The organism is Pseudomonas trivialis (assembly GCF_036864995.1).
GTDB lineage: Bacteria > Pseudomonadota > Gammaproteobacteria > Pseudomonadales > Pseudomonadaceae > Aquipseudomonas > Aquipseudomonas trivialis.
Window position 1 is genome coordinate 5294993 of record NZ_CP142151.1, and the last position, 25736, is coordinate 5320728.

Genomic DNA, 25736 nt, shown 5'->3' on the forward strand with positions numbered 1-25736 from the left:
ATCGAATTATTTCAACCCAGACATTTTCTCGATGGCGCCCTTGAGTTCGTCATCCGAGCAATCCCCGCAGGTGCCCTTGGGCGGCATGGCATTGATACCGGTGATGGCTTTGGCAAGCAAACCATCAAGACCACCCTGCTCCTGGGCGCGTTTACCCCAGTCTGCCGCATCGCCGATTTTCGGCGCGCTCAACAAGCCGGCGCTGTGACATGCGGTGCAATGCTGGGCGATCACCTCATCCGGCGACCTCGCACTGGCGCCGCCTGCTGCTACGCCAACGTCCGTGCCTGTGCAGACCTGACCCTGAACACAAACCTGGCCTACGGGCTCCAGACGCTTGGCAATGTCGTCGTCGGTTGCCGCCTGGGCGCTGAAAGCCAACAGGGCCAACAAGGTGACTGGTGCAGCCAGCATTCTACTGATCCGGTTCACGCGTTCACCCTCATGGTGGCTGTTCACGCCTGCGGCCAGGGTTTCGCAGGCAGCGCGCCTCATTGCTTAAAAATTCGCGGGGGTGGCTGCGCTGATCAGTCGCGCCGGCACGTCGAACGGGTTGCGAAAACGATGAGGTCTGCTGCTCTCGAAGTAGTAGCTATCGCCCGCTTCGAGCACAAACGTTTCAAGATCGACCACCAGCTCCAGACGCCCCTCCACCAGGATCCCGGTTTCCTCGCCTTCGTGGGTGAGCATTTCTTCGCCCGTGTCGGCACCCGGCGGGTATATTTCGTTGAGAAACGCAATCGCCCGGCTGGGGTGCGCCCGGTCGACCAGCTTCATGGTGACGGCGCCGTCGGAAATGTCGATCAGCTCGTGGGCTTTATAGACGATCTGCGTGGGTACTTCCTGGAGAATCTCCTCGGAAAAGAACTCAACCATGGACATGGGGATACCGCCCAACACCTTGCGCAAGGAGCTGATCGAGGGGCTGACGCTGTTTTTTTCGATCATCGAAATGGTGCTGTTGGTAACGCCCGCGCGCTTGGCAAGCTCACGCTGGGAAAGACCTTTGAGTTTACGGATGGATTGCAGTCGTTCGCCGACGTCCAATGCTGGTGCCTCCTGGGATTCAGGCTTTGTTGTAGTTGAGCGTTATCATGGCGACAGCGTTCAGTATTTACAACACTTGGGCCTGAATCCCGGACGGCCGTCTCGCTCGCTTGCGATCAAGCGCCGCAATAGAGCCTTGGCACGCGGCGCAGATTGCAGAAGATCTGATAGGGGATGGTCTCGGCGGCAGCGGCTACGTCACTGGCAAGAATGTGTTTGCCCCACAGCTCCACGGTGGAACCCAGGCCGGCCTGCGGGATATCCGTGAGATCGACGCACAGCATGTCCATGGACACACGCCCTAACAACTGACTGCGCTGACCCGCCACCAGCACCGGCGTGCCGGTAGGCGCATGGCGCGGGTAGCCGTCGGCGTAACCCATGGCCACCACGCCGACGCGCATCGGCCTGGGCGTGATGAACCTGGCGCCGTAACCCACCGGCTCGCCGGCCGGCAGATCACGCACGCAAATCACTTTCGACTCCAAAGTCATCACCGGCTGCAGGCGCGCGGCGATGGCCTGGTCTTCGCCAAACGGGGTGGCGCCGTACAGCATGATGCCGGGGCGCACCCAGTCGCTGGACACGTGTGGCCAGCCCATCACCGACGGTGAATTGCGCAGGCTGACCTCGGCAGGCAAGCCCTGACGCGCCGCGTCGAACACCGCCACCTGTTCATCACTGCGCACGCAGTCGAGTTCATCGGCACGGGCGAAATGGCTCATGAGTACGATCTTTGCCGTCTTGCCGCTGGCCAGCAGGCGCTGATAAGCCGACGGGTAATCCTCGGGATGCAGACCGACGCGGTGCATGCCCGAGTCGAGCTTGAGCCAGACGGTCAGCGGTTTGCTCAAGGGGGCCTGTTCGATGGCCTCCAGTTGCCACAACGAATGCACCACGCACCAGAAATCGTGCTCGATGATCAGCGGCAGTTCGTCGGCTTCGAAGAACCCTTCCAGCAGCAGCACCGGCGCACGAATGCCGGCCTCTCGCAGTTCCAGGGCTTCCTCGATGCACGCCACGGCAAACCCGTCAGCCTCGGCTTCCAGCGCCTGGGCCACCCGCACAGCGCCGTGGCCATAGGCGTCGGCCTTGACCACCGCGAGGGCCTTGGCTCCCGCGACCTCACGGGCCAATTGGTAGTTGTGGCGCAGGGCCTGGAGATCAATGAGGGCACGGGCAGGACGCATGGCGGCAGGCTTCTATCCAGTAGGCGGCAAGGTAAAAAAAACGACACCGACTGAACGCGTCGGCGCCGGATCGGTATTTATGGCAACGCTGCCACGACTGACAGCTCTACCAGAATGTCCGGTTCGCACAGCTTGGCCTCAACCGTGGCGCGAGCCGGGGCGACACCCTTGGGCAGCCACTGGTCCCATACCGCGTTCATGCCGGCAAAATCGGCGTCAATGTCTTTGAGGTAGATGGTCACCGACAGCAACCGCGTTTTGTCGGTACCGGCGAGGTCCAGCAAACGCTCGATGTTGACCAGGGTTTCGCGGGTCTGCTGTGCGATACCGGCGCTCATGTCGTCGCCGACCTGCCCCGCCAGATATACAGTGCCGCTGTGGACCACAATCTGACTCATGCGCTCATTGGTGAGCTGGCGCTGGATGGACATGTTTTGCGGACTCCTGGTGACTACCATAACGGGAAATATCGAGGCCTTCGGCGCTGATCTGCGGAGTTTTACGCGCGATCAGGTCGGCCAGCAAGCGACCGGAGCCACAGGCCATGGTCCAGCCGAGGGTGCCATGACCGGTATTGAGGAACAGGTTCCTGAATGGGGTGGCACCCACAATCGGCGTGCCATCGGGCGTGGTCGGGCGCAGGCCGGTCCAGAAATTCGCCTGGGCCAGATCGCCGCCCTGAGGATAAAGGTCGTTGACGATCATCTCCAGGGTTTCGCGTCGACGCGGGTTCAGCGACAGGTCAAAACCGGCTATTTCGGCCATGCCGCCGACACGGATGCGGTTGTCGAAACGGGTGATCGCGACCTTGTAGGTCTCGTCGAGAATGGTCGACGTTGGCGCCATCGCCGGGTTGGTGATCGGCACAGTCAACGAGTAACCCTTGAGCGGGTACACCGGCGCCTTGATCCCCAGCGGTTTGAGCAGCTTGGGCGAGTAACTGCCCAAGGCCAGTACGTAGCGGTCGGCGGTTTCCAGTTTGCCGTCGACCCACACACCATTGACGCGGTCGCCGGCCCAGTCGAGGCGCTGGATATCCTGTTCGAAGCGGAACTCCACACCCAACTGCCTGCACATGTCAGCCAGGCGCGTGGTGAACAGCTGGCAATCGCCGGTCTGGTCGTTCGGCAGGCGCAGGGCGCCGGCAAGAATATCGGTGACACTGGCCAGGGCCGGCTCAACGCGGGCGATGCCGGCGCGGTCGAGCAACTCGAACGGCACACCCGACTCCTGCAGCACGGCGATGTCCTTGGCAGCGCCGTCGAGCTGCGCCTGGGTGCGGAACAACTGCGTCGTCCCAAGGCTGCGGCCTTCGTAGGCAATGCCGGTTTCGGCGCGTAATTCGTCGAGGCAATCGCGGCTGTACTCGGACAGACGCACCATGCGCTCCTTGTTCACCGCATAGCGGCTGGCCGTACAGTTGCGCAGCATTTGCGCCATCCACAGGTATTGGTCGATATCGGCAGTGGCCTTGATCGCCAGCGGCGCGTGGCGTTGCAGCAACCACTTGATCGCCTTGAGCGGCACGCCCGGCGCGGCCCACGGCGAGGCATAGCCTGGCGACACCTGGCCGGCGTTGGCGAAGCTGGTTTCCATGGCAGCGGCAGGCTGACGGTCGACCACAACCACCTCATAGCCGGCCCGTGCCAAATAGTAGGCACTGGTCACACCAATGACGCCGCTACCCAAAACCAGAACGCGCATTTTTTATCCTCATCGCGGGCTCAGCCGCTGACGTGTGTTATTGGAGCAATGATGGGCGCAGTGTAAAAAAGAATGTCCAGTGCATTTCACTATATAAGTGCCTATATTTGGCGACAATTCTCGGCAAAAACCCTTTTCACAGAGGCGTATCCCCTATGCGTACCAACACCCAGACCAAGCGGGAGCTGGACAAGATCGACCGTAATATCCTGCGCATCCTGCAAGCCGATGGGCGTATTTCGTTCACGGAGCTGGGGGAAAAGGTCGGGCTGTCGACCACGCCCTGTACCGAGCGGGTGCGGCGCCTGGAGCGCGAGGGGATCATCATGGGCTACAACGCGCGGCTCAATCCGCAGCATTTGAAGGGGAGTTTGCTGGTATTTGTCGAGATCAGCCTCGATTACAAGTCGGGCGACACCTTTGAGGAGTTCCGCCGCGCCGTGCTGAAACTGCCCCATGTGCTGGAGTGCCACCTGGTGTCAGGCGACTTCGACTACCTGGTGAAAGCGCGGATTTCCGAGATGGCGTCGTACCGCAAACTGCTCGGCGACATCCTGCTCAAGCTGCCCCATGTGCGCGAATCCAAGAGCTATATCGTGATGGAAGAGGTGAAGGAGAGCCTGAACCTGCCAATTCCAGACTAACCGCGCGCATTCAATTGCTAGACCAGCACCTGCCGGGTGCTGGCCATGTATGCGTGAATCTGCTTCTCCACCCGCGGATGGATCAACTCCACCGGCCGCCGCCCATTGGGGCAAGGCAGGGTTTTGGTTGTGCCAAACAGCCTGCAAATCAGCGGGCGCTCGTCATACACGGTGCAGCCGTTGGGCCCCAGGTGCACACAGTTCAGCTCATCCATTGCCGCATCCTGTTCGGCAGCAGTCTTGCGCGGCAGGCGTGACATTTCCTCGGGCGAGGTGGTCACCGGCCCACAGCAGTCATGGCAGCCGGGGACGCACTCGAACGAAGGAATCTGCTTGCGCAGTGCGCTGATTTTCTGGCTGTTGCAACTCATCGAAACCCATACCAAACGGCGAACAGGCGTGGATTCTGCCGCAAAACGCCGCCCACAGACAGCTCCGCTCGACCGTTGTATCCTGCGTCAAATTTTTCACACAGGGAGGTTCCCATGACCACCAGCGCCCGACACACCACGTCCTACTACGCCGCCAGCAGCGTGCCGCAGCCCGATTACCCGGCGCTTGCAGGCGACGTGAGCGCCGACGTGTGCGTGATCGGCGGCGGTTATTCGGGGCTCAACACGGCGCTGGAGCTGGCCGAGCGCGGCTTCAGCGTGGTGTTGCTGGAGGCGCGCAAAATTGGCTGGGGCGCCAGCGGGCGCAACGGCGGTCAGCTGATTCGCGGCGTCGGCCATGGCCTGGACCAGTTCGCCAACGTGATCGGCAGCGACGGCGTGCGCCAGATGAAACTCATGGGTCTGGAAGCGGTGGAAATCGTGCGTGAACGCGTCGAACGCTTCCAGATCCCCTGCGATCTCACCTGGGGCTATTGCGACCTGGCCAACAAGCCCCGCGACCTGCAAGGCCTGGCCGAAGACGCCGAAGAACTGCGCAGCCTCGGCTATCGCCACGAAGTGCGCCTGCTGCAAGCCTCAGAGATGGGCAGTGTGATCGGCTCCGAGCGCTATGTGGGCGGCATGATCGACATGGGTTCCGGCCACCTGCACCCGTTGAACCTGGCGCTGGGCGAAGCGAACGCCGCGCAGCGACTGGGGGTACGACTGTTCGAACAATCCGAGGTCACGCGCATCGACTACGGCCCCGAGGTCACCGTGCACACAACCCACGGCCAGGTACGCGCCAAGACCCTGGTGCTGGCCTGCAACGCCTACCTGAACGAGCTCAACCCGCACTTGAGCGGCAAAGTACTGCCCGCCGGCAGCTACATCATCGCCACCGAACCGTTGGACGAGGCGCAGGCTGCCAGGCTGTTGCCGCAAAACATGGCCGTATGTGATCAGCGGGTCACGGTGGATTACTTCCGCCTGTCTGCCGACCGCCGCCTGCTGTTCGGCGGTGCCTGCCACTATTCCGGGCGCGATCCCCAGGATATCGGTGCCTACATGCGGCCCAAGATGCTGAAGGTGTTCCCGCAACTGGGCAACGTGAAGATCGACTACCAATGGGGCGGCATGATTGGCATCGGCGCCAACCGTCTGCCGCAGATTGGCCGGCTGGCGGACCAACCCAATGTGTATTACGCGCAGGCCTACGCGGGGCATGGCCTGAATGCCACCCACCTGGCCGGCAGGCTGCTGGCCGAAGCCATCAGCGGCCAGCAACAGGGGCGCTTCGACCTGTTCGCCCAGGTGCCGCACATGACCTTCCCCGGCGGCAAGCATTTGCGCTCACCGCTGCTGGCCCTGGGCATGCTTTGGCATCGTCTCAAAGAGCTGGTGTGATCAGCCGCGCCAGAACGGCTTGAGTCCTTCCTCGCGCGCCTGTTCTTCAGTCAGGCCGATGTCACGCAATTGCTCCCGGGTCAGCGTCAGCAGGGCCTTGCGGGTATGGCGACGCAGCCAGAACAAATCCCAGCGTTCCCGGGCAGGCGCCGACCGCACGCGCCTCCGCCCGGCTTCCAGTTCCTGACCCTGTAGCGCCAGCCGCACATCGCAGATCCCGTTCATGTTGCTGCCCCTTGTTGGCTCGTTGCCTTGAGTGACAAGCATGGGTGCTGCAGTAAAACCAATACAGATCCAATACAGCTTTATTAAATCCATACAGATGCTGCCCATTCATGGTTGAATCCTGTATTTTTCGCCTATCTGTATTGGTCCCCTGGAATGGCCGTCATGACTCTTTACGTCAATCTTGCCGAATTGCTCGGCACCCGGATCGAACAGGGCTTCTACCGCCCCGGCGACCGCCTGCCTTCAGTGCGGGCTTTGAGCGTGGAGCACGGCGTCAGCCTGAGCACCGTGCAACAGGCTTATCGCGTGCTGGAAGACAGCGGCCTGGCGACGCCCAGGCCCAAGTCGGGCTACTTCGTACCGGTGAGCCGTGAGCTGCCGGCGCTGCCCGAAGTGGGCCGCCCGGCGCAGCGGCCGGTTGAAATCTCGCAGTGGGATCAGGTTCTGGAACTGATCCGCGCAGTGCCGCGCAAGGATGTCATACAGCTAGGTCGCGGCATGCCGGATGTATTGTCGCCCACCCTCAAACCGCTGCTGCGCAGCCTCGCCCGCGTGAGTCGGCGCCAGGACATGCCGGGCCTGTATTACGACACGATCCTCGGCTGTCTGGAACTGCGTGAGCAAATTGCGCGGCTGTCACTGGATTCCGGTTGCCAGTTGACCGCCGACGACATTGTGATCACCACCGGCTGCCACGAAGCGCTGTCGGCCAGCATCCACGCGATTTGCGAACCCGGCGATATCGTGGCGGTGGACTCGCCCAGCTTTCATGGCGCCATGCAGACACTCAAGGGCCTGGGCATGAAAGCCCTGGAAATCCCCACCGACCCGCTCACCGGTATCAGCCTGGAAGCGCTTGAACTGGCCCTGGAACAGTGGCCGATCAAAGTCATTCAACTGACCCCCAACTGCAACAACCCGCTGGGCTACATCATGCCCGAGGCACGCAAGCGCGCACTGCTGACCCTGGCCCAGCGCTTTGACGTCGCGATCATCGAAGACGACGTGTATGGCGAACTGGCCTACAGCTACCCGCGCCCGCGCACCATCAAGTCCTTCGACGAAGACGGTCGCGTACTGCTGTGCAGTTCGTTCTCGAAAACCTTGGCGCCGGGCCTGCGCATCGGCTGGGTGGCGCCAGGCCGTTACCTGGAGCGGGTGCTGCACATGAAATACATCAGCACCGGTTCTACCGCCACCCAGCCGCAGATTGCGATTGCCGAATTTCTCAAGGGCGGGCATTTCGAGCCGCACTTGCGGCGCATGCGCACGCAATATCAGCGTCAGCGCGACCTGATGCTCGACTGGGTCAGCCGCTATTTCCCCGCTGGCACCCGCGCCAGCCGGCCACAGGGCAGCTTCATGCTGTGGATAGAGTTGCCGGAGGGCTTCGACACCTTGAAGCTCAACCGCGTACTGGTGGAACAAGGCGTACAGGTGGCGGTGGGCAGCATCTTTTCTGCGTCGGGCAAGTACCGCAATTGCCTGCGCATGAACTACGCTGCCAGGCCGACGCCGCAGATTGAAGAAGCCGTGCGCAAGGTCGGCGCCGCCGCGATCACCCTGCTGGCCGAGGCGGCGCACTGACCTTTCCCGTAAACTCGTCGTCAGATGTCGACAACCGCCCTGATCTGGAAACCACGCCCTTGATGATTCGACGGCTTTTACCGTTTTGCCTGTTGGGCGCCCTGGCGCTGGGCGGTTGCGCCACCACGAGCGCACCGCGTATCCCCAGCGACGCGCTGCCCGCCGCGCAATCGTCATTCGGCCGCTCGATCCAGGCCCAGGCGGCGCCGCATCAGGGCCAGTCAGGCTTTCGGCTGTTGCCCAACAGCAGCGAAGCCTTCATGGCCCGCGCCGAACTGATCCGCAATGCCCAGAGCAGCCTCGACCTGCAGTACTACATCGTTCACGACGGCATCAGCACGCGCATGCTGGTGGATGAATTGCTCAAGGCCGCCGACCGTGGCGTGCGCATCCGCATCCTGCTCGATGACACCACCAGCGACGGCCTCGACCAGATCATCGCCACCCTCGCCGCCCATCCCAAAATCGACATTCGCCTGTTCAACCCGCTGCACCTGGGGCGCAGCACCGGCGTCACCCGGGCCATGGGCCGCCTGTTCAACCTGTCGCTGCAACACCGGCGCATGCACAACAAGCTGTGGCTGGCGGACAACAGCGTGGCCATCGTGGGCGGTCGCAATCTGGGGGACGAGTACTTCGACGCCGAGCCAAACCTGAATTTCACCGACATCGACATGCTCAGCGTTGGACCTGTGGCCGAGCAACTGGGCCACAGTTTCGATCAGTACTGGAACAGCGCCCTGAGCAAACCCATCGATGAGTTTGTCTCCAACGTGCCCACCAAAGGCGACCTGGCGGTTGCACGCAAGCGGCTGGAGGCCTCACTGGCCGAATCGCGCCAGCAGAATCACGTGCTGTACAACCGCTTGCGCACCTACCAGACCCAACCGCGCATGGACATCTGGCGGCGCGAACTGATCTGGGCCTGGAACCAGGCGCTGTGGGACGCGCCGAGCAAAGTGCTGGCCAAGGCCGACCCGGACCCGCGCCTGCTCCTGACCACCCAATTGGCGCCGGAGCTGGAAGGCGTCAAGCAAGAGCTGATGATGATCTCGGCGTACTTCGTGCCCGGCCAGCCGGGGCTGGTGTATTTGACCGGGCGCGCCGACGCCGGCGTATCGGTAAGCCTGCTGACCAACTCGCTGGAAGCCACCGACGTGCCAGCCGTGCACGGCGGCTACGCGCCGTATCGCAAGGCGTTGCTGGAACACGGCGTGAAACTCTATGAACTGCGTCGCCAGCCCGGCGACCCCAGTGCCGGCAGCGGGCCGCACCTGTTCCGGCGCGGCAGCTTCCGTGGCTCGGACTCCAGCCTGCACAGCAAGGCGATGATCTTTGACCGGGAGAAGTCGTTTATCGGCTCATTCAACTTCGACCCGCGCTCGGTGCTGTGGAACACCGAAGTGGGCGTGCTGGTCGACAGCCCGGAGCTGGCCGAACACGTGCGCAACCTGGCGCTGCAAGGCATGGCGCCAGCCTTGAGTTATGAGGCGAAACTGCAGGATGGCAACGTGGTGTGGGTGACCGAGGATAACGGCCAGATGCACACCCTGACCCGCGAGCCGGGCAACTGGTGGCGGCGCTTCAATGCGTGGTTTGCCACCAGCGTTGGCCTGGAACGCATGCTTTAAAAGCAATACAGATCAGGCGGGTTGGGCGGTGCCGAATGCGCCCTGGCGCAGCAAAAGTATGACCAACCCGAACGCCCCTGCCGCCATCAGCAACGGCAGCGCATGCCCGCTGATCCACTGGCTGCCCGCACCGGCCACCAGCGGGCCGATCAGGCAACCGATGCCCCACAGCTGCGCCACGTGGGCATTGGCGCGCACCAGCGCATCATCGCGATACCGTTCGCCGATCAGAATCAGCGACAGCGTAAACAACCCACCCGCACTTGCACCGAACAGCACCCACACCGGCCAGATCAGCGGCGTATGCATCACCAAGGGAATCGCCAGGCTCGATGCCAGCAACAGCACCGCACAACTCAGGAACAAGGTGCGCCGTGGCAGGTAATCCGCCAGGGCGCCGATAGGCAATTGCAGCAGCGCATCGCCGACCACCACCGTGCTGACCATCGCCAATGCAACCTCTGCGGTAAAGCCCTGCTGCAGGCAATACACCGGCAGCAGCGTCAGAATCATCGCCTCGAACGCGGCGAACAGCGCCACCGCCCAGGCAATCGCGGGCAGGCTCAGGCAGAAGCGCCACAGCTCGCCGAAGGTCACACTGAAGGCATCGGCCGTCGGCGCGCCAGAGCGGCCCAGCAATAACAGCGGCGCCACCAGCAGCAGGCCCACACCCACCCAGAAACCATAGTCATGCCCGGTGCCGATCACGCCCAACAGCAGCGGCCCCGACAATTGGCTCAGCGCATAACTGCAGCCATACAGCGCTACCAGCCGGCCGCGCCACTGCTCCACCACCAGTTGGTTGATCCAGCTTTCGCCGAGGATAAACACAATGGTCAGGATCACCCCAATCATCAGCCGCAGTACCAGCCACACCGGGTAGCTGGGCAGAATCGCCAGCAGGCCGATGGACACAGCCCCTGCCCACAGGCACAGGCGCATCAGGTTGGCCGTGCCAAGCCACGCCGCCAGCCGGCTGGACACCTTGGCGCCAAGCAGCACGCCAAACGCCGGCATCGCCGCCATCACGCCAATGGCGAAACTGCCGTAGCCCCAGCCTTCAAGGCGCAGGGACACCAGCGGCATGCTCACGCCCAACGCCAGGCCGACGCTGAGTACCGAGGCCAACACGGCGAAGTAGGTCGCCCAACGCATTGCCATGCTCCTGTGGATAATTCTTGAGTACACACAAAACAGTGTGGGAGGGAGCTTGTCCCCCGATAGCGGTGGATCAGCCCGCACTTATGGTGCCTGACACACTGCTATCGGGGGCAAGCCCCCTCCCACATTTGTACTGCTGTGCTGGTTAGAGCTTGATCCAGGTGGACTTCAGTTCGGTGTATTTGTCGAACGCATGCAGCGACTTGTCGCGACCATTACCCGACTGCTTGAAACCACCAAACGGCGCGGTCATATCGCCGCCGTCGTACTGGTTGACCCACACACTGCCCGCACGCAGCGCCTTGGCGGTCAGGTGTGCCTTGGAGATATCGGCGGTCCACACCGCAGCGGCCAGGCCGTAGACGGTGTCGTTGGCGATCTTGACCGCCTCTTCAGCACTGTCGAAGGTGATCACCGACAGCACCGGGCCGAAGATCTCTTCCTGGGCGATTTTCATGGCATTGGTCACGCCGTCGAAGATCGTCGGCTCGACGTAGGTGCCACCGGTTTCCTCAAGGATCCGCTTGCCGCCAACGACCAGCTTGGCGCCGTCCGCATGGCCGGCTTCGATGTACGACAGCACGGTGTTCATCTGCTGGGTGTCCACCAGCGCGCCCACGGTGGTGGCCGGGTCCAGCGGGTTGCCTGGCTTCCAGCCTTTGAGGGCTTCGATCACCAGCGGCAGGAAGCTGTCCTTGATCGAACGCTCGACCAGCAGGCGCGAACCGGCAGTGCAGACTTCACCCTGGTTGAAGGCGATGGCGCTGGCGGCGGATTTGGCGGCGGCCTGCAGGTCCGGCGCATCGGCGAACACGATGTTCGGGCTCTTGCCGCCGGCTTCCAGCCAGACGCGCTTCATGTTCGATTCGCCGGAGCGGATCAGCAGTTGCTTGGCAATTTTGGTCGAACCGGTGAACACCAGGGTGTCGACGTCCATGTGCAGCGCCAGCGCATTCCCCACGGTGTGGCCGTAGCCCGGCAGCACGTTGAACACGCCTTTGGGAATACCGGCTTCAACGGCCAGGGCGGCGATGCGGATGGCGGTCAGCGGGGATTTTTCGGACGGCTTGAGGATCACCGAGTTACCGGTGGACAGCGCAGGGCCCAGTTTCCAGCAGGCCATCATCAGCGGGAAGTTCCACGGCACAATAGCGCCAACCACGCCGACCGGCTCGCGGGTGACCAGGCCCAGTTGATCGTGCGGAGTGGCGGCGACTTCATCGTAGATCTTGTCGATCGCCTCGCCACTCCAGCTCAGCGCATTGGCGGCGCCGGGCACGTCGATGTTCAGGGAGTCGCTGATCGGCTTGCCCATGTCCAGGGTTTCAAGCAGCGCCAGCTCTTCGGCATTGGCCTTGAGCAGCGCGGCGAAACGGATCATGGTGGCTTTGCGCTTGGCCGGCGCCAGGCGTGACCAGACACCGGAATTGAAGGTGGCGCGGGCGTTTTCGACGGCGCGCTGGGCGTCGGCGACGTCGCAACTGGCGATAGTGGCCAGCAGGCGGCCGTCGACCGGGCTGATGCATTCGAAGGTGTCACCGGAAACGGCAGCGGTGTATTCGCCATTGATGTAGGCGCGACCTTCGATCTTCAGGTCCTTGGCGCGTTGTTCCCAGTCGGCACGGGTCAGGGTGGTCATGCGAGTGTCCTCCTCTTATGAATACAAGGGCCGGGCTATGCCCGGCGGCCTTAAAGAATGCGTGCCCGGCCAGCCTGCTGTTCGGCTCAAGGCAGCTGCCACCCTAAACCAGCGGCCGGTGATGTTTCAATATATTTGACATAACGCCGGAAAACGCCCTTGCGATGTTCATTTTAATAAACATAGACTTTGGGCTCTCCTACCGCAGGCCAGACGGGACACGCACATGAGCATCCAGGATATCGTCGACTTCAGCCAAGCCAGCACCGCCCCTGAACGCTATCGCCCTGCCGCCGAAAAAATCCTCAAAGGCGATCCCGAACAGACTCTCTACAACCACTACAACAGTCCGTGCGGCCAGATGAGCGCCGGGGTGTGGGAAGGTGAAGTCGGGCAGTGGAAGGTCAACTACACCGAGCACGAGTACTGCGAGATTGTGCAGGGTGTGTCGGTATTGCGCGATGGCGACGGCAACGCCAAAACCCTGCGCGCCGGCGACCGCTTCGTGATACCGGCTGGCTTCAGCGGTACCTGGGAAGTGTTGGAGGCGTGCCGCAAGATCTACGTGGTGTTCGAACAGAAAGCCTGATCAGGCAAATTCCAGGCAAAAAAAAGCCCGAATCGTGAGAAACGGGCTTTTTTCACAAGGAGGAAAACCAATTACTTGATTTTGCCTTCTTTGTAGATCACGTGCTTGCGAACGCGCGGGTCGAACATTTTCTTTTCGAGCTTGTCCGGGGTAGTACGCTTGTTCTTGTCGGTAGTGTAGAAGTGACCAGTACCGGCGCTAGAGATCATTCGAATCAATTCACGCATGATAGAGCTCCTTAGATCTTGCCGGCGGCGCGGATTTCGGCCAGCACGACAGTGATGCCACGCTTGTCGATGATACGCATGCCTTTGGCAGATACACGCAGGCGAACAAAACGTTTCTCTTCTTCAACCCAGAAGCGGTGATGCTGCAGGTTCGGCAGGAAACGACGACGGGTTTTGTTATTTGCGTGGGAAATGTTATTCCCAGTCACCGGACCCTTACCGGTAACTTGACAGACTCTCGACATGCCTCAGCCCTCTAAAACCACATGCCCAACCCGGCATGGGTTGGCCGCTTAATCTCTCAGTCATTTGGCGCCAGGCGCCGCGTTTCTTTAAGGGTCTTACCGGCTACACCTACAGTGAAGGAACCGGGCCCCTAGAAAAGAGCGCTGCTTTATACCAGAAAGACCCTGGCGCAACAACAGCCCGTATGTTTTTACCGGAGTAAATCTGCGCTGTTGTCGCCTGAACCGTTGCCAGGAGGGGCCGCTGTCACAGCCGACCGCTCGTCGCACAGAATGATTTTCAGCGCTCGCGCGCACCGCAAAGGGCAGCGCGAAACCGTCTGAGGCGCCATCAAAACAGCATTTGCGGCAAAAGCACAGGCAAAAATGGGCTAGTCATTTATTCATCAGACCACTACGGTAGGACTTTTCCAGACTGCACTCGCAGATGGGCCTTCGATCTGCAAAGGAAACCGACTATGCGCCTCGCTGCCCTACCGTTCCTGCTAGCCCCTTTCTTCATCGCCCCGCTGGCGTCTGCTGCCACCAACCTGAGCGTGTGCACCGAGGCCAGTCCCGAAGGGTTCGATGTGGTGCAGTACAACTCGCTGACCACCACCAATGCCTCGGCCGATGTGCTGATGAACCGCCTGGTGGACTATGACGCAGCCAGCGGCAAGCTGGTGCCTAGCCTGGCGGACAGCTGGGACGTCTCGCCGGACGGCCTGACCTACACCTTCAAGCTGCACCCCGACGTGAAATTCCATCGCACCGCGTATTTCACACCAAGCCGTACCCTCACGGCGGAAGACGTGCGCTTCAGCTTCGAACGCATGCTCGACCCGGCCAACCCGTGGCACAAGATCGCCCAGAGCGGCTTCCCCCACGCGCAATCCCTGCAATTGCCCACGCTGGTCAAGAAGATCGATGCCCTCGACCCGCTGACGGTGCGCTTTACCCTGGATCACGCCGACTCGACCTTCCTTGCGGCGCTGAGCATGGGCTTTGCCTCGATCTACCCGGCCGAATACGCCGACAAACTGCTCAAGTCCGGCACCCCGGAGAAGCTCAACAGCCAGCCCATAGGCACCGGCCCGTTCGTCTTCACGCGGTTCCAGAAGGACGCCGTGGTGCGTTACAAGGCCAACCCGGAGTACTTCGCCGGTAAACCGGCGGTGGACAACCTGATCTTTGCCATTACCCCTGACGCCAACGTGCGTCTGCAGAAACTGCACCGTGACGAATGCCAGATCGCCCTGTCGCCCAAGCCGCTGGATGTGGGCGAAGCCGAGAAAGACCCGGCGCTCAAGGTGGAAAAAACCGCAGCGTTCATGACCGCTTTCGTTGCCATCAACAGCCAGCATCCACCGCTGGACAAGCCGGAAGTGCGCCAGGCCATCAACCTGGCCTTCGACAAGGACAGCTATCTTAAAGCGGTGTTTGAAGGCACTGCCGAAGCAGCCAACGGTCCGTTCCCGCCCAATACCTGGAGCTACGCCAAAGACTTGCCGGGTTATCCACAGGACCTCGCCAAGGCCAAGGCGCTGCTGGCGCGTGCCGGACTCAAGGACGGCTTCAAAACCACTATCTGGACGCGCCCCACCGGTAGCCTGCTGAACCCCAACCCGAATCTGGGCGCACAGCTGTTGCAGGCGGACCTGGCCAAGGTGGGCATTCAGGCCGAAATCCGCGTGATCGAATGGGGCGAGCTGATCCGCCGCGCCAAGGCCGGTGAGCATGACCTGCTGTTCATGGGCTGGGCCGGTGACAATGGCGACCCGGATAACTTCCTGACCCCGCAATTTTCCTGCGCGGCAGTCAAATCCGGCACCAACTTCGCCCGCTATTGCGACCCTGCGCTGGACAAACTCATCAGTGCCGGCAAGACCACCAGCGAGCAAGGGGTGCGCAGCAAGCTGTATCAGCAGGCCCAGGCGCAGATCCAGCAGCAGGCGCTGTGGTTGCCGTTGGCACATCCGACAGCGTTTGCCCTGACGCGCAAGAATGTCGAGGGGTATCAGGTAAGTCCGTTTGGCCGGCAGGATTTCTCCAGGGTCAACGTCAAACCGTAATCGCTGCGGCGGGTGGCATTACATCCACCCGTACTCCGCCATCGACAATGGATCACCGTCCCCCACGATGATGTGATCCAGCACCCGCACATCCACCATTTCCAGGGCACTTTGCAAGGTCCTGGTCAATTTTCGATCAGCCGCGCTGGGCTCGACACTGCCCGAAGGATGGTTGTGGCACAGGATCAACGCCGCGGCGTTGTAAGCCAACGCACGCTTGACCACCTGCCGGGGATAAACCTGCGCCTTGTCGATGGTGCCTTGGGACAAGGCCTCGAAACCCAGCACGCGGTGCCTTGAGTCGAGAAACAGGCAGCCAAAAATCTCGTGAGGCTCATGGCGCAGCAGCGCCTTGAGGTAATCACGCACGGCTTCGGGGCTTTCCAGCACCGAATAATGGCGCAAACCCTCGGCCATATGGCGCCGGGCTATTTCCAGCACCGCCTGCAGTTGGGCGTATTTTGCCGGGCCCAGGCCCAATTGCTGGTTGAACAGTGTCTGGCTCGCCTCCAGCAGCGGGCGCAGGCCGCCAAAGCGCGTCAACAAATGACGCGCCAGGTCCACCGCGCTCAGGCCGCAAACCCCGGTACGCAGGAAGATCGCCAGCAATTCGGCGTCGGACAGACTCGCGGCGCCCCATTCCAGAAGCCTCTCTCGCGGCCGTTCAGCGGCTGGCCAATCGCGAATACTCATGTCACATCCCTCTCCATATGCACCCCGCGCGCCGCTGTTGCCAGGCGGGCGCTGTGTTATCGTAGGCCCTCTTTTTTGCCTGCGATTTCACCTGGGGAGCAGGCATCGCGGGCGTCACTGAACTGGCTTCACTGAACTGGAAAGGCAAACCAATGCAGCGTCTGTATCGGAAACGCATCGTTCTCGGCGTCGGCGGCGGCATTGCCGCCTACAAGAGCGCAGAGCTGGTTCGCCGGCTCCTGGACCAGGGCGCCGAAGTGCGCGTGGTCATGACCCGCGGCGGCAGCGAATTCATCACGCCGCTGACCATGCAGGCCCTGTCCGGCCACCCGGTTCACCTGGACCTGCTGGACCCGGCCGCCGAAGCCGCCATGGGTCATATCGAACTGGCCAAATGGGCCGACCTGGTGCTGATCGCCCCGGCCACCGCCGACCTGATCGCCCGCCTGGCCCAGGGCATTGCCGATGACCTGCTGACCACCCTGGTACTGGCCACCGACGCCACCGTCGCCATCGCCCCGGCGATGAACCAGGCCATGTGGCGCGACCCGGCCACCCAGGCCAACACCCAACTCCTGCAAAGCCGTGGCCTGAAGGTGTTCGGCCCGGCGTCCGGCAGCCAGGCCTGCGGCGACGTCGGCATGGGCCGCATGCTCGAAGCCAACGACTTGGCGCTGTGCGCCGCCGAGTGCTTCCAGCACCTGGCCCTGACCGGCAAACACGTGCTGATCACCGCCGGCCCGACCCAGGAAAACATCGACCCGGTGCGTTACATCACCAACCATAGCTCAGGAAAAATGGGCTTTGCGCTGGCAGAAGCGGCGGTCGAGGCAGGCGCACGCGTCACCCTGATCACCGGTCCGGTGCATTTGCCGACCCCCGATCGCGTCACGCGAATCGACGTAGTCAGCGCCCGGGACATGCTGGCGGCCTGTGAAGCCGCGATTCCGTGCGACCTGTTTATCGCCTCGGCAGCGGTTGCGGATTACCGCCCGGAAGTCATCGCCCCGCAAAAGCTCAAGAAAGACCCTACGAGCGGTGACGGCCTGCTCCTGCAAATGGTGCGCAACCCGGACATCCTGGCCACCATCGCCACCCGCCCGGACCGCCCGTTCAGCGTCGGCTTCGCCGCCGAGACCGAGCACCTGCTCGACTACGCCGCTCGCAAACTGAAAGACAAAAACCTCGACCTGATCGTTGCCAATGATGTCGCCAACCCCAGCATCGGCTTCAACAGCGAGGAAAACGCCTGCAGCGTGATTGATCGCGAGCTGCATGCCACCCTTTTCGCCCAGACCAGCAAGGGCAAGATTGCCCGCCAACTGATCTCCTTTATCGCCCAACGGCTGAACCAGGTTTAATCTCCATGCACGCTTTGCAAGCCAAGATCCTCGACCCCCGCATCGGCACCGACTTCCCGCTGCCCGCCTACGCCACGCCCGGTTCAGCCGGCCTGGACCTGCGCGCCATGCTCAAGCAGGACACCGTTCTCGAGCCTGGCCAGACCATCCTGATTCCTACCGGCCTGTCGATCTACGTAGGTGACCCAGGCCTGGCCGCGCTGATCCTGCCGCGCTCGGGTCTTGGTCACAAACACGGCATCGTGCTGGGCAACCTGGTGGGCCTGATCGACTCCGACTACCAGGGCGAACTGATGGTGTCGTGCTGGAACCGCGGCCAGACCGCGTTCAACATTGCCGTGGGCGAGCGCATCGCCCAGCTGGTGCTGGTACCGGTGGTACAGGCGCAATTCGAACTGGTCGAGGAATTTGACGAAACACAACGCGGCGCCGGCGGTTTTGGGCATTCCGGCAGCCACTGACTAAGCTGAACCTGGCCGGATGCGTCTATCCGGCCAGACGCCACCGCATGGCTTTTCAGGAAGAAGAATGCGCGGTTTTAATCAGCGAGATTTTCACAGCAAAATCAAAGCATTACGCTTTAACAAGGCAGGCACCGACGCGCCGATGGCCTTTTTGCACTACGAACTCCCCGCCGAAAACGCCGTCATACCCTTCAGTTTGAGCCTGCCGGTCAGTCAGTTAAAGGCCAGCCTTGCCCCTTTCCAACGGAGATTCCCCCCGCGATGAGTACCGCACCCCGCGTCGCCCCGACCTTTCCCGACAGCATCTTCCGCGCCTACGACATTCGTGGCGTGGTGCCCAAGACCCTGACCGCCGAAACCGCCTATTGGATCGGCCGCGCCATCGGCGCCCAGAGCCTGGCCCAGGGCGAGCCGAACGTCTCGGTGGGCCGCGATGGACGCTTGTCCGGCGCGGAGCTGGTGGAGCAACTGATCCAGGGCCTGGTCGACAGCGGCTGCCATGTCAGTGACGTCGGCCTGGTGCCCACGCCAGCGCTGTACTACGCGGCCAACGTACTGGCCGGCAAATCCGGCGTGATGCTGACCGGCAGCCACAACCCGTCCGACTACAACGGCTTCAAGATTGTCATTGCCGGCGACACTCTGGCCAACGAACAGATCCAGGCCCTGCACACGCGCCTGAAGACCAATGACCTGACCAGCGGCCAGGGCAGCATCACCAGGGTCGACATCCTGCAGCGCTACTCCGATGAAATCACCCGTGACGTCAAACTCGCACGCCGCCTCAAGGTGGTGGTGGACTGCGGCAACGGCGCGGCCGGCGTAATCGCCCCGCAACTGCTCGAAGCGCTGAACTGCGAAGTGATCCCGCTGTTCTGCGACGTCGATGGCCACTTCCCCAACCATCACCCGGACCCGGGCAAGCCTGAAAACCTGGTGGACCTGATCGCCAAGGTCAAGGAAGTCGGCGCCGATGTGGGCCTGGCCTTTGACGGTGACGGCGACCGTGTCGGTGTGGTGACTGAAACCGGCGAGATCGTGTTTCCGGACCGCCTGCTGATGCTGTTCGCCCGCGACGTAGTGGCGCGCAACCCTGGCGCCGAGATCATCTTCGACGTCAAATGCACCCGCCGCCTGACGCCGCTGATCAAGGAATACGGCGGTCGTCCGCTAATGTGGAAGACCGGTCATTCGTTGATCAAAAAGAAAATGAAGGAAACCGGCGCTCTGCTCGCCGGCGAAATGAGTGGCCATGTGTTCTTCAAGGAGCGCTGGTTCGGGTTCGACGACGGCATCTACAGCGCTGCGCGTCTGCTGGAGATCCTCAGCAAGGAAAAATCCACCTGCGAAGAGCTGTTTCAGACCTTCCCGAATGATATTTCCACGCCAGAGATCAATATCCATGTGACCGAGGAGAGCAAATTCAGCATCATTGACACATTGCACGATGCACAATGGGGCGAAGGTGCCAACCTGACCACCATTGATGGTGTGCGAGTCGATTACGCCAAAGGCTGGGGCCTGGTTCGCGCGTCCAACACCACGCCGGTGCTGGTCCTGCGTTTCGAGGCGGATACCGAGGCTGAGTTGCAGCGCATCAAGGACGTGTTCCACGCCCAGTTGAAACGTGTTGCCCCTGATCTCCAATTACCGTTCTGATTTTTTGCCCGGAGCCCTGAATGACCCTCGAACGCGAAGCCGCTGCCAATACCGCCAAGGTCCTGTCCGAAGCGTTGCCCTACATTCGACGCTACGTCGGCAAGACGCTGGTGATCAAATACGGCGGCAATGCCATGGAAAGCGAGGAGCTGAAAACCGGCTTTGCCCGCGACATCGTGATGATGAAAGCCGTGGGCATCAACCCGGTGGTGGTACACGGCGGCGGCCCGCAGATCGGCGACCTGCTCAAGCGCTTGTCGATCGAGAGTCATTTCATCGATGGCATGCGCGTTACTGACGCGCAGACCATGGACGTGGTGGAGATGGTTCTTGGCGGCCAGGTCAACAAGGACATCGTCAACCTGATCAACCGCCACGGCGGCAGCGCCATCGGCCTGACCGGTAAAGACGCGGAGCTGATCCGGGCGAAAAAAATGACGGTGACCCGTCAGACGCCGGAGATGACTCAGCCGGAAATCATCGACATCGGCCAGGTGGGCGAAGTGATCGGCATCAACACCGATTTGCTGAACCTGCTGGTGAAGGGCGATTTCATCCCGGTGATCGCGCCCATCGGCGTGGGCGCAAACGGTGAGTCCTACAACATCAACGCCGACCTGGTGGCGGGCAAGGTGGCTGAAGCGTTGAAGGCTGAAAAGCTGATGCTGCTGACCAACATCGCCGGCTTGATGGACAAGGAAGGCAAGGTGCTGACCGGTCTGACCACGCAACAGGTGGACGATCTGATCGCCGACGGCACCATCTATGGCGGCATGCTGCCAAAGATTCGTTGTGCGCTGGAAGCCGTGCAGGGCGGCGTCGGCAGCTCGCTGATCCTGGATGGCCGCGTGCCGAATGCGATCCTGCTGGAAATCTTCACCGATACTGGTGTGGGCACGCTGATCAGTAATCGCAAGCGTCCCTGAACAACGTCGTAATCAAAATGTGGGAGGGAGCAAGCCCCCTCCCACATTGTCTTTCTGACACAAAGCTATCGGTGTCAGACGCCGAACTGCTCGCGGTACGCACGCACCGCTGGCAAATGCTGCTTGAGCTGCGCGTCATCTTCCAGGTATTGCAGCACCTGGTTCAGCGACACGATGCTCACCACCGGAATGCCGAAATCACGCTCCACTTCCTGGATGGCCGACAACTCACCGTTGCCGCGCTCCTGGCGGTTCAGCGCGATCAGCACGCCGGCGGCCTTGGCGCCTTCCTGAGACGCGATGATCTGCATCACTTCACGAATGGCGGTGCCGGCGGTGATCACATCGTCGATGATCAGCACATCACCCTTGAGCGGAGCACCAACCAGGCTACCGCCTTCGCCATGAGCCTTGGCCTCTTTGCGATTGAAGCACCATGGCAAATCCAGCTCATGATGTTCAGCCAGGGCCACGGCGGTAGCGGCCGCCAGAGGGATGCCCTTGTAGGCCGGGCCGAACAGCACGTCAAAGGAAATCCCGCTTTCAACGATGGCCGCCGCGTAGAAACGACCCAGCTGAGCCAGGGCCGAACCCGAGTTGAACAAGCCTGCATTGAAGAAGTAGGGGCTGGTGCGCCCGGACTTCAGGGTGAACTCACCGAAGCGCAAAACGCCGCGATCGATGGCAAAACGAATGAAATCGCGTTGATACGCCTGCATGAAAAAAGCCTCAGATACCACGGATTTAGCTAATTAGGTAGACGGCGTGTATCATACACGCACGCGATTTTTGGGGCCATTTATGCGGATCATCAGTGTGAACGTCAATGGTATTCAGGCTGCAGTCGAGCGTGGTTTGCTCAGTTGGCTGCAAGCACAGAATGCCGACGTCATCTGCCTGCAGGACACCCGCGCCTCCGCCTTTGAACTGGACGACCCAGCCTTCCAACTGGATGGCTACTTCCTTTATGCCTGCGATGCCGAAGTGCCCACCCAAGGTGGCGTGGCTTTGTACTCGCGGTTGCAACCCAAGGCGGTCATCAGCGGCCTGGGCTTTGAGACAGCCGACCGCTACGGGCGCTACCTGCAAGCCGATTTCGACAAGGTCAGCATCGCGACCTTGCTGCTCCCTTCGGGGCAGAACGGCGATGAAGACTTGAACCAGAAGTTCAAGCTAATGGACGATTTCGCCCGTTACCTGGATAAACAGCGGCGTAAACGTCGCGAGTACATTTATTGTGGCTCGCTGTACGTGGCGCAACAGAAGCTGGATATCAAGAACTGGCGCGACAGCCAGCAATCCCCGGGCTTCCTGGCGCCGGAACGGGCCTGGATGGACGAGATTGTCGGCAACATGGGCTATGTGGATGCCCTGCGCGAAGTCAGCCGTGAAGGCGATCAGTACAGCTGGTGGCCGGACAACGAACAGGCCGAGATGCTCAACCTGGGCTGGCGTTTCGATTACCAGTTACTCACCCCGGGGCTGCGCCGGTTCGTTCGCAGCGCACGCCTGCCCCGTCAGCCGCGCTTCTCGCAGCACGCGCCGCTGATCGTGGACTACGACTGGACCCTGACCATCTGAGGTCTTTTCCAGGCACAAAAAAACCGACATCGCTGTCGGTTTTTTTGTGGGCGCTCATTATTTGACCAGTCGCCAGGTCAAGGGATAGCGATAAGCGATGCCCTTGTTGGCCTTGATCGAACCGATGATCGTCAACACCACGCTGGCGATGGCCAGGGCCGTCATCAGGAAAAACCCGATGACTGCAAACGCCAGCACGATGCAGACGATCCAGGCGATGGCCACGGTGATCTGGAAATTCAAGGCTTCCTTGCCCTGGTCATCGATGAACGGGTCCACTTCCTTCTTCATCTGCCACAGGATCAGCGGCCCCACGACGCTGCCGAAGGGGAAAACGAACCCCAGAAACGCCGCGAGATGGCACAACATTGCTCCCTGGCGCACTTCGTACGAAGGCGTGGGCACCGGTAGTTGCTGGTCATTCATGGCGCTTCTCCTTGAGGCGGATTTCAGTCAGCCAGGGCGGCGTTCTGCAGTGCGAAAATCTCGGTCATGCCTTTCTGGGCCAGGGCCAGCATGGCATTCAGCTCGGCCGGCTGGAATGGCGCGCCTTCAGCGGTGCCCTGTACTTCGATAAAGCCACCGGTGCTGGTCATCACCACGTTGAGGTCGGTCTCGGCGGCCGAGTCTTCCAGGTAGTCCAGGTCCAGTACAGGCTCGCCCTGGTACATGCCCACCGACACGGCGGCGATCATCTGCTTGAGCGGGTCACCGCCCTTGAGGCCGCCGCGCTTCTTGATGACTTTGAGTGCATCCACCAGGGCCACCATGGCGCCGGTGATGGACGCGGTGCGCGTACCACCGTCGGCCTGGATCACGTCGCAGTCGACGTAAAGGGTCACATCGCCCAGCTTGGACATGTCCAGGGCCGCGCGCAGGGAGCGGCCGATCAGGCGCTGGATTTCCAGGGTACGGCCGCCCTGTTTGCCACGGCTGGCTTCGCGCTGGTTACGCTCGCCGGTAGCGCGCGGCAGCATGCCGTACTCGGCGGTCAACCAGCCCTGGCCCTGGCCCTTGAGGAAACGCGGTACGCCGTTCTCGACGCTGACGGTGCAGATCACCTTGGTATCGCCAAACTCGACCAGTACGGATCCCTCGGCGTGTTTGGTGTAGTTGCGGGTGATGCGGATCGAGCGCAGCTGATCGGCAGCGCGACCACTTGGACGTTTCATAGGGAATTCCTGTACTGAGGACGAAAAACTGCCGAGCATTATAGAGCCGCGAACCGATTCGGGGCACTTCTTAAAATCCGGTTACGTTTGGGCGCGCCCGCCCCACTGCGCTACAATCCTGCGCCTTCTTAACCATCAGCCCGTGTGTGCGGGCTGCAACGCGAGGTACCTCCATGGTGCACAGCATGACCGCCTTCGCCCGCGTCGAACAAGCAGGCGCCCAGGGCACCCTGAGCTGGGAGCTGCGCTCGGTCAACAGCCGCTACCTGGAGCCGCACCTGCGTCTGCCCGAATCGTTCCGCGACCTCGAAGGCGCCGTGCGTGAAGCCCTGCGCCAGGGCATCTCCCGGGGCAAGCTGGAATGCACCCTGCGTTTTACCGAAGAAACCACCGGCAAGCCGCTGCAAGTGGATCGCGAGCGCGCCGCGCAACTGGTCGCCGCCGCCGAAACCATCGCCGGCCTGATCAAGCAGCCGGCGGCATTGAACCCGCTTGAAGTATTGGCCTGGCCCGGCGTGCTGGTGGCCGACGCCAGCGACCCGCAAGCCCTCAACGCCCAGGCCCTCGCGCTGTTCACCCAGGGCTTGAAGGAGCTCAAGGTCGGCCGCGAGCGCGAAGGCGCCGAGCTGGCGCGTTTGATCAGCGAGCGCCTGACCTCCATCGAAGCCGACGTGGTCATTCTGCGCGAGCTGGTGCCGCAGATGCTTGCCACCCAGCGCCAGAAGGTGCTCGACCGCTTCACCGACATGAAGGCCGACCTCGACCCCATGCGCCTGGAGCAGGAAATGGTGCTGCTGGCGCAGAAAAGCGACGTCGCCGAAGAACTCGACCGTCTCAGCACCCACATCCTCGAAGTGCGCCGCGTGCTCAAGTCCGGCGGCGCCGCCGGTCGGCGCCTGGACTTCCTGATGCAGGAACTCAACCGCGAAGCCAATACACTCGGCTCCAAGGCGTTTGACCCGCGCAGCACCACCGCCGCAGTCAACCTCAAAGTGTTGATCGAGCAGATGCGCGAACAAGTACAGAATATTGAGTAAGGCAACCTTCATGACCCACAGCACCGGCACCCTTTACATCATTTCCGCCCCTTCGGGCGCGGGCAAGAGCAGCCTGGTCAAAGCCTTGACCGACGCTGACCAGCAGATCCGCATTTCGGTCTCTCACACCACCCGCGCCATGCGCCCGGGCGAAGTGAACGGCGTGCACTATCACTTCGTCGAGCGCACCGAGTTCGTCAGGATGATCGAACACGGCGATTTTCTGGAGCGCGCCGAAGTGTTCGGCAACCTCTACGGCACCTCGCAAAGCCACCTGCAGCAGACCCTGGACGAAGGCCATGACCTGATCCTGGAAATCGACTGGCAGGGCGCGGAGCAAGTACGCCAATTGATGCCCAAGGCACGTTCGATCTTCATTCTGCCGCCCTCGCTAGAAGCCTTGCACCAGCGCCTGACCAACCGTGGCCAGGACAGCGACGAGATCATCGAAGGCCGCATGCGCGAAGCCGTCAGCGAAATGAGCCACTACGTCGACTACGACTACCTGATCATCAATGATGATTTTGCCCACGCGCTGGACGACTTGAAGGCGATTTTCCGTGCCAATCAGCTCCAGCAAAAGCGCCAGCAGCAACGTTTCGGCAAGTTACTGGCCGAACTGCTCGGCTGATTGACGCTTCCCAAAACCGCCGCAAGGGCCTTACATTGGCACTTGCAGCGGTTTTGCGAAGGTTTCGCGAAAATCAGCGCTTCCCTAAACGCTGGTGTTTTTTTAAACTGCTCAGTCCGCTCGCCCAGCCGGGCAGCGCGCATCTTGCATTCGCTCCGAGGAATACCATGGCCCGCGTAACCGTTGAAGACTGCCTAGAACACGTGGATAACCGCTTTGAGCTGGTCATGCTCTCTACCAAGCGTGCCCGTCAACTGGCCACTGGCGGCAAAGAGCCTCTGGTCCAGTGGGAAAACGACAAGCCTACCGTTGTGGCCCTGCGCGAAATCGCCGAAGGCCTGATGAGCTACGAGTTCATCGCCAACGCCGAAATCGTTGAAGACGAACCGCTGTTTGCAGCGTTCGAGGACGAGTCCAACGAGGCCGTCTAAGCCTATGCCTGGTCGACGTAGCAAGGCGCGGGGTCACAGCCTTCGGCAGGAGTTCACACT

Annotated in this window: 29 protein-coding genes and 1 pseudogene; 15 read left to right on the forward strand and 15 right to left on the reverse strand. The window is 61.7% G+C overall.

The window, feature by feature from the left end:
• Nucleotides 1-6: 6 nt before the first annotated feature.
• From VRB54_RS23585 to dadA, 5 genes are all read right to left on the reverse strand, one after another.
• Nucleotides 7-432, reverse strand: a complete 426-nt coding sequence (locus VRB54_RS23585) for a c-type cytochrome (protein WP_338481151.1) — start codon at nucleotides 430-432, stop codon at nucleotides 7-9.
• Between the two features lie 66 nt (nucleotides 433-498).
• Nucleotides 499-1047, reverse strand: a complete 549-nt coding sequence (locus tag VRB54_RS23590) for a cupin domain-containing protein (RefSeq protein ID WP_338478950.1) — start codon at nucleotides 1045-1047, stop codon at nucleotides 499-501.
• A 116-nt stretch (nucleotides 1048-1163) separates the two neighbouring features.
• Nucleotides 1164-2237: an alanine racemase gene (gene alr, locus VRB54_RS23595; RefSeq protein ID WP_338478951.1), complete on the reverse strand. Its 1074-nt coding sequence runs from the start codon at nucleotides 2235-2237 to the stop codon at nucleotides 1164-1166.
• A gap of 77 nt (nucleotides 2238-2314) precedes the next feature.
• The gene (locus VRB54_RS23600; protein WP_338478952.1) at nucleotides 2315-2668 is read right to left on the reverse strand and encodes a RidA family protein; all 354 of its coding nucleotides are present in this window, start codon (nucleotides 2666-2668) and stop codon (nucleotides 2315-2317) included.
• Nucleotides 2640-3941: a D-amino acid dehydrogenase gene (gene dadA / locus VRB54_RS23605; RefSeq protein ID WP_338478953.1), complete on the reverse strand. Its 1302-nt coding sequence runs from the start codon at nucleotides 3939-3941 to the stop codon at nucleotides 2640-2642. The genes VRB54_RS23600 and dadA overlap by 29 nt, the downstream gene beginning before the upstream one ends.
• A 155-nt stretch (nucleotides 3942-4096) precedes the next feature.
• On the opposite strand from dadA, the gene VRB54_RS23610 reads away from it, so the two are divergent.
• Nucleotides 4097-4585 carry an Lrp/AsnC ligand binding domain-containing protein gene (locus tag VRB54_RS23610; RefSeq protein ID WP_003206849.1) on the forward strand — a complete coding sequence of 163 codons (489 nt, stop codon included), beginning with the start codon at nucleotides 4097-4099 and terminating at the stop codon, nucleotides 4583-4585.
• Nucleotides 4586-4602: 17 nt separating this feature from the next.
• On the opposite strand, the gene VRB54_RS23615 is transcribed toward VRB54_RS23610, so the two are convergent.
• Nucleotides 4603-4956: a YkgJ family cysteine cluster protein gene (locus tag VRB54_RS23615; protein WP_209986414.1), complete on the reverse strand. Its 354-nt coding sequence runs from the start codon at nucleotides 4954-4956 to the stop codon at nucleotides 4603-4605.
• A gap of 114 nt (nucleotides 4957-5070) precedes the next feature.
• On the opposite strand from VRB54_RS23615, the gene VRB54_RS23620 reads away from it, so the two are divergent.
• Nucleotides 5071-6363 carry an FAD-binding oxidoreductase gene (locus tag VRB54_RS23620; RefSeq protein WP_338478954.1) on the forward strand — a complete coding sequence of 431 codons (1293 nt, stop codon included), beginning with the start codon at nucleotides 5071-5073 and terminating at the stop codon, nucleotides 6361-6363.
• Here the strand turns inward: VRB54_RS23620 and VRB54_RS23625 are convergent, their stop codons facing one another.
• On the reverse strand, nucleotides 6364-6588 hold the full coding sequence (locus tag VRB54_RS23625; RefSeq protein ID WP_338478955.1) for a DUF1127 domain-containing protein: 225 nt from the start codon (nucleotides 6586-6588) through the stop codon (nucleotides 6364-6366).
• 165 nt (nucleotides 6589-6753) lie between these two features.
• On the opposite strand from VRB54_RS23625, the gene VRB54_RS23630 reads away from it, so the two are divergent.
• Entirely contained in the window at nucleotides 6754-8178 is a 1425-nt protein-coding gene (locus VRB54_RS23630; protein ID WP_338478956.1) for a PLP-dependent aminotransferase family protein, read from the forward strand.
• A 62-nt stretch (nucleotides 8179-8240) separates the two neighbouring features.
• Nucleotides 8241-9809 carry a phospholipase D family protein gene (locus VRB54_RS23635; RefSeq protein ID WP_338478957.1) on the forward strand — a complete coding sequence of 523 codons (1569 nt, stop codon included), beginning with the start codon at nucleotides 8241-8243 and terminating at the stop codon, nucleotides 9807-9809.
• Nucleotides 9810-9821: 12 nt separating this feature from the next.
• On the opposite strand, the gene VRB54_RS23640 is transcribed toward VRB54_RS23635, so the two are convergent.
• Both VRB54_RS23640 and VRB54_RS23645 read right to left on the reverse strand, forming a co-directional pair.
• Complete coding sequence (locus VRB54_RS23640; RefSeq protein ID WP_338478958.1) at nucleotides 9822-10964, reverse strand: MFS transporter; 1143 nt, start codon at nucleotides 10962-10964, stop codon at nucleotides 9822-9824.
• Between the two features lie 151 nt (nucleotides 10965-11115).
• The gene (locus tag VRB54_RS23645; RefSeq protein ID WP_338478959.1) at nucleotides 11116-12609 is read right to left on the reverse strand and encodes an aldehyde dehydrogenase; all 1494 of its coding nucleotides are present in this window, start codon (nucleotides 12607-12609) and stop codon (nucleotides 11116-11118) included.
• Nucleotides 12610-12835: 226 nt separating this feature from the next.
• Between VRB54_RS23645 and VRB54_RS23650 the strand changes: the two genes are divergently transcribed.
• Nucleotides 12836-13198 carry a cupin domain-containing protein gene (locus VRB54_RS23650; protein ID WP_209986437.1) on the forward strand — a complete coding sequence of 121 codons (363 nt, stop codon included), beginning with the start codon at nucleotides 12836-12838 and terminating at the stop codon, nucleotides 13196-13198.
• Between the two features lie 71 nt (nucleotides 13199-13269).
• Here the strand turns inward: VRB54_RS23650 and rpmG are convergent, their stop codons facing one another.
• Nucleotides 13270-13425: a 50S ribosomal protein L33 gene (gene rpmG / locus VRB54_RS23655; RefSeq protein ID WP_003176906.1), complete on the reverse strand. Its 156-nt coding sequence runs from the start codon at nucleotides 13423-13425 to the stop codon at nucleotides 13270-13272.
• A gap of 11 nt (nucleotides 13426-13436) precedes the next feature.
• Nucleotides 13437-13670, reverse strand: a complete 234-nt coding sequence (gene rpmB / locus VRB54_RS23660; RefSeq protein ID WP_003176907.1) for a 50S ribosomal protein L28 — start codon at nucleotides 13668-13670, stop codon at nucleotides 13437-13439.
• Between the two features lie 458 nt (nucleotides 13671-14128).
• Between rpmB and VRB54_RS23665 the strand changes: the two genes are divergently transcribed.
• Nucleotides 14129-15721 carry an ABC transporter substrate-binding protein gene (locus VRB54_RS23665; protein ID WP_338478960.1) on the forward strand — a complete coding sequence of 531 codons (1593 nt, stop codon included), beginning with the start codon at nucleotides 14129-14131 and terminating at the stop codon, nucleotides 15719-15721.
• Nucleotides 15722-15739: 18 nt separating this feature from the next.
• Here VRB54_RS23665 and radC read toward each other — a convergent pair whose 3' ends face one another.
• Nucleotides 15740-16414 (reverse strand): RadC family protein, encoded by a 675-nt coding sequence (gene radC / locus VRB54_RS23670; protein WP_338478961.1) that lies wholly within the window; start codon nucleotides 16412-16414, stop codon nucleotides 15740-15742.
• Nucleotides 16415-16566: 152 nt separating this feature from the next.
• Between radC and coaBC the strand changes: the two genes are divergently transcribed.
• The 5 genes and pseudogenes from coaBC (at nucleotide 16567) to argB (ending at nucleotide 20824) form a co-directional block, all read left to right on the forward strand.
• Complete coding sequence (coaBC, locus tag VRB54_RS23675) at nucleotides 16567-17775, forward strand: bifunctional phosphopantothenoylcysteine decarboxylase/phosphopantothenate--cysteine ligase CoaBC (protein ID WP_057006359.1); 1209 nt, start codon at nucleotides 16567-16569, stop codon at nucleotides 17773-17775.
• A gap of 5 nt (nucleotides 17776-17780) precedes the next feature.
• Nucleotides 17781-18236: a dUTP diphosphatase gene (gene dut / locus VRB54_RS23680; protein WP_209986446.1), complete on the forward strand. Its 456-nt coding sequence runs from the start codon at nucleotides 17781-17783 to the stop codon at nucleotides 18234-18236.
• Between the two features lie 67 nt (nucleotides 18237-18303).
• Nucleotides 18304-18504: a hypothetical protein gene (locus VRB54_RS23685; RefSeq protein ID WP_338478962.1), complete on the forward strand. Its 201-nt coding sequence runs from the start codon at nucleotides 18304-18306 to the stop codon at nucleotides 18502-18504.
• Nucleotides 18486-19898: pseudogene (locus VRB54_RS23690) on the forward strand (phosphomannomutase/phosphoglucomutase); the annotation flags it as partial. The gene VRB54_RS23685 and the pseudogene VRB54_RS23690, both read left to right, overlap by 19 nt.
• Before the next feature lie 20 nt (nucleotides 19899-19918).
• Nucleotides 19919-20824 carry an acetylglutamate kinase gene (gene argB, locus VRB54_RS23695; RefSeq protein WP_209986455.1) on the forward strand — a complete coding sequence of 302 codons (906 nt, stop codon included), beginning with the start codon at nucleotides 19919-19921 and terminating at the stop codon, nucleotides 20822-20824.
• A gap of 74 nt (nucleotides 20825-20898) precedes the next feature.
• Here argB and pyrE read toward each other — a convergent pair whose 3' ends face one another.
• Nucleotides 20899-21543 carry an orotate phosphoribosyltransferase gene (gene pyrE, locus VRB54_RS23700; protein WP_338478963.1) on the reverse strand — a complete coding sequence of 215 codons (645 nt, stop codon included), beginning with the start codon at nucleotides 21541-21543 and terminating at the stop codon, nucleotides 20899-20901.
• A gap of 82 nt (nucleotides 21544-21625) precedes the next feature.
• Here pyrE and VRB54_RS23705 point away from each other — a divergent pair, with 82 nt between their 5' ends.
• Complete coding sequence (locus VRB54_RS23705) at nucleotides 21626-22405, forward strand: exodeoxyribonuclease III (protein ID WP_003195493.1); 780 nt, start codon at nucleotides 21626-21628, stop codon at nucleotides 22403-22405.
• Between the two features lie 57 nt (nucleotides 22406-22462).
• Here the strand turns inward: VRB54_RS23705 and VRB54_RS23710 are convergent, their stop codons facing one another.
• Nucleotides 22463-22831: a DUF4870 domain-containing protein gene (locus tag VRB54_RS23710; RefSeq protein WP_003231635.1), complete on the reverse strand. Its 369-nt coding sequence runs from the start codon at nucleotides 22829-22831 to the stop codon at nucleotides 22463-22465.
• A gap of 23 nt (nucleotides 22832-22854) precedes the next feature.
• On the reverse strand, nucleotides 22855-23577 hold the full coding sequence (gene rph / locus VRB54_RS23715) for a ribonuclease PH (RefSeq protein ID WP_003176917.1): 723 nt from the start codon (nucleotides 23575-23577) through the stop codon (nucleotides 22855-22857).
• 173 nt (nucleotides 23578-23750) lie between these two features.
• Between rph and VRB54_RS23720 the strand changes: the two genes are divergently transcribed.
• The 3 genes from VRB54_RS23720 (at nucleotide 23751) to rpoZ (ending at nucleotide 25676) form a co-directional block, all read left to right on the forward strand.
• Nucleotides 23751-24614, forward strand: coding sequence for a YicC/YloC family endoribonuclease (locus VRB54_RS23720; RefSeq protein ID WP_338478964.1), 864 nt, complete (start codon nucleotides 23751-23753; stop codon nucleotides 24612-24614).
• 10 nt (nucleotides 24615-24624) lie between these two features.
• Nucleotides 24625-25245, forward strand: a complete 621-nt coding sequence (gene gmk, locus VRB54_RS23725) for a guanylate kinase (protein WP_338478965.1) — start codon at nucleotides 24625-24627, stop codon at nucleotides 25243-25245.
• A gap of 167 nt (nucleotides 25246-25412) precedes the next feature.
• Nucleotides 25413-25676, forward strand: coding sequence for a DNA-directed RNA polymerase subunit omega (rpoZ, locus tag VRB54_RS23730; RefSeq protein WP_003176920.1), 264 nt, complete (start codon nucleotides 25413-25415; stop codon nucleotides 25674-25676).
• The last annotated feature ends 60 nt before the right edge of the window (nucleotides 25677-25736 follow it).